Here is a 3,269-nt window from a genome sequence, read left to right as displayed (position 1 = left end):
ATTGAACAATCTATAAATAAAAAGAGAATAAGTAAGAAAGAGAAGAAAGCGTAATTTAAACCAAGACAACTGTGAGTTGTAAGGTTAAGAAATTAAGCGTACACGGTGGATGCCTAGGCAATCAGAGGCGAAGAAGGACGTGTTAATCTGCGAAAAGCGACGGTAAGCTGATAAAAAGCGTAATAGCCGTCGATGTCCGAATGGGGAAACCCAGTGTAGGAAACTACACTATCATCTAATGAATTCATAGTTAGATGAGGCGAACCGGGAGAACTGAAACATCTAAGTACCCCGAGGAAAAGAAATCAACCGAGATTCCCTGAGTAGCGGCGAGCGAAAGGGGAGTAGCCCAAGCGGGTAGCATAAAGTATTAGTGGAAGCGTCTGGAAAGTCGCACGATAGAGGGTGAAAGTCCCGTACACGAAGGTACGTTATGTGGAAGCTTATAGAGTAGGGCGGGACACGTGATATCCTGTCTGAAGAAGGGGGGACCATCCTCCAAGGCTAAATACTCCTGATTGACCGATAGTGAACCAGTACCGTGAGGGAAAGGCGAAAAGAACCCCGGGAGGGGAGTGAAATAGACCCTGAAACCGTGTACGTACAATCAGTGGGAGCTGTTACCGTTGGGTAATAGTGACTGCGTACCTTTTGTATAATGGGTCAGCGACTTATATTCTGTAGCGAGGTTAACCGAATAGGGGAGCCGAAGGGAAACCGAGTATTAACTGTGCGTTAAGTTGCAGGGTATAGACCCGAAACCCGGTGATCTAGCCATGGGCAGGTTGAAGGTTGGTTAACACTAACTGGAGGACCGAACCGACTAATGTTGAAAAATTAGCGGATGACCTGTGGCTGGGGGTGAAAGGCCAATCAAACCGGGAGATAGCTGGTTCTCCCCGAAAGCTATTTAGGTAGCGCCTCATGAATGACTGTTGGGGGTAGAGCACTGTTTCGGCTAGGGGGCCATCCCGGCTTACCAACCCGATGCAAACTCCGAATACTGACAAGTTGAATCATGGGAGACACACGGCGGGTGCTAACGTTCGTCGTGAAGAGGGAAACAACCCAGACCGCCAGCTAAGGTCCCGAAGTCATAGTTAAGTGGGAAACGAAGTGGGAAGGCTTAGACAGCTAGGATGTTGGCTTAGAAGCAGCCATCATTTAAAGAAAGCGTAATAGCTCACTAGTCGAGTCGGCCTGCGCGGAAGATGTAACGGGGCTAAAACTATGCACCGAAGCTGCGGCAGTGCACGCAAGTGTATTGGGTAGGGGAGCGTTCTGTAAGCCGTAGAAGGTGTGTTGTGAGGCATGCTGGAGGTATCAGAAGTGCGAATGCTGACATAAGTAACGATAAAGCGGGTGAAAAGCCCGCTCGCCGGAAGACCAAGGGTTCCTGTCCAACGTTAATCGGGGCAGGGTGAGTCGACCCCTAAGGAGAGGCCGAAGGGCGTATCTGATGGGAAACGGGTTAATATTCCCGTACTGGCTATAACTGCGATGGGGTGACGAAGAAGGCTAGGTTTACCACCTATTGGATGGTGGGTTAAGCGTGTAGGGGTGTGATTAGGCAAATCCGGTCACTGAAACTCTGAGGCGTGATGACGAGCTGCTAAGGCAGTGAAGTAATTGATGCCCTGCTTCCAGGAAAATCCTCTAAGCTTCAGGTTATAGTTAATCGTACCCGAAACCGACACAGGTGGTCAGGTAGAGAATACTAAGGCGCTTGAGAGAACTCGGGTGAAGGAACTAGGCAAAATGGTGCCGTAACTTCGGGAGAAGGCACGCTGATGGTAATTGAAATCCCATGCGGATGGAGGTGAAATCAGTCGAAGATACCAGCTGGCTGCAACTGTTTAATAAAAACACAGCACTGTGCAAACACGAAAGTGGACGTATACGGTGTGACGCCTGCCCGGTGCTGGAAGGTTAATTGATGGGGTTATGCTTATGCAGAAGCTCCTGATCGAAGCCCCAGTAAACGGCGGCCGTAACTATAACGGTCCTAAGGTAGCGAAATTCCTTGTCGGGTAAGTTCCGACCTGCACGAATGGCGTAATGATGGCCAGGCTGTCTCCACCCGAGACTCAGTGAAATTGAAATTGCCGTGAAGATGCGGTGTACCCGTGGCAAGACGGAAAGACCCCGTGAACCTTTACTATAGCTTGACAGTGAACATTGAGCCTTAATGTGTAGGATAGGTGGGAGGCAAAGAAGCATGCACGCCAGTGTGTGTGGAGTCGACCTTGAAATACCACCCTTTAATGTTTGATGTTCTAACCTATACTTCTGAAACGAGGTAAGGGACACTGTCTGGTGGGTAGTTTGACTGGGGCGGTCTCCTCCCAAAGAGTAACGGAGGAGCACGAAGGTTAGCTAATCCTGGTCGGACATCAGGAGGTTAGTGCAATGGCAAAAGCTAGCTTGACTGCGAGAGTGACGGCTCGAGCAGGTACGAAAGTAGGTCATAGTGATCCGGTGGTTCTGAATGGAAGGGCCATCGCTCAACGGATAAAAGGTACTCCGGGGATAACAGGCTGATACCGCCCAAGAGTTCATATCGACGGCGGTGTTTGGCACCTCGATGTCGGCTCATCACATCCTGGGGCTGAAGTAGGTCCCAAGGGTACGGCTGTTCGCCGTTTAAAGTGGTACGCGAGCTGGGTTTAGAACGTCGTGAGACAGTTCGGTCCCTATCTGCCATGGGCGTAGGAAAATTGAGAGGGTTTGCTTCTAGTACGAGAGGACCGAAGTGAACGCACCGCTGGTGTTCGGGTTGTGATGCCAATTGCATTGCCCGGTAGCTACGTGCGGAATAGATAAGTGCTGAAAGCATCTAAGCACGAAACTAGCCTCGAGATGAGTTTTCCCTGAAGAGATTCAGTAAGGTCCGTTTGAGACTAAGACGTAGATAGGTCAGGTGTGTAAGTGTAGTGATACATTGAGCTAACTGATACTAATGAACCGAGAGTCTTAACCTTACAACTCGGAGTTGTTTTGGGTTACGCAGAAGTTATTACTAGATGAGAAAATCATCGAAAAGAGAATAGAGATTGAAAAAACAGTTTGTTCCGGATTGAGAGATAAGTATTGATATGAGATAATGGTAGAAGATATCAATACTAATTGAAAGAGACAGGATATGTCTGGCGGTAATAGCGCGGTGGTCCCACCTGACCCCATGCCGAACTCAGAAGTGAAACGCCGTAGTGCCGATGGTAGTGTGGGTATTACCCATGTGAGAGTAGGGTGCCGCCAGACTTTTAAAT

General features: G+C 49.1%; 2 rRNA genes. Both read left to right on the top strand.

What is annotated here, in order from left to right:
• The first annotated feature begins 82 nt into the window (after positions 1 to 82).
• Positions 83 to 2,981, top strand: a 23S ribosomal RNA gene (locus GYW75_RS12255).
• A 164-nt stretch (positions 2,982 to 3,145) separates the two neighbouring features.
• Positions 3,146 to 3,261, top strand: a 5S ribosomal RNA gene (gene rrf, locus GYW75_RS12250).
• The last annotated feature ends 8 nt before the right edge of the window (positions 3,262 to 3,269 follow it).

It is taken from the genome of Gilliamella sp. ESL0232, from assembly GCF_013346885.1.
Lineage (GTDB): Bacteria > Pseudomonadota > Gammaproteobacteria > Enterobacterales > Orbaceae > Gilliamella > Gilliamella bombi.
The sequence above is the reverse complement of the archived record's forward strand: the minus strand, read 5'-3'. Positions and strand labels throughout refer to the sequence as shown.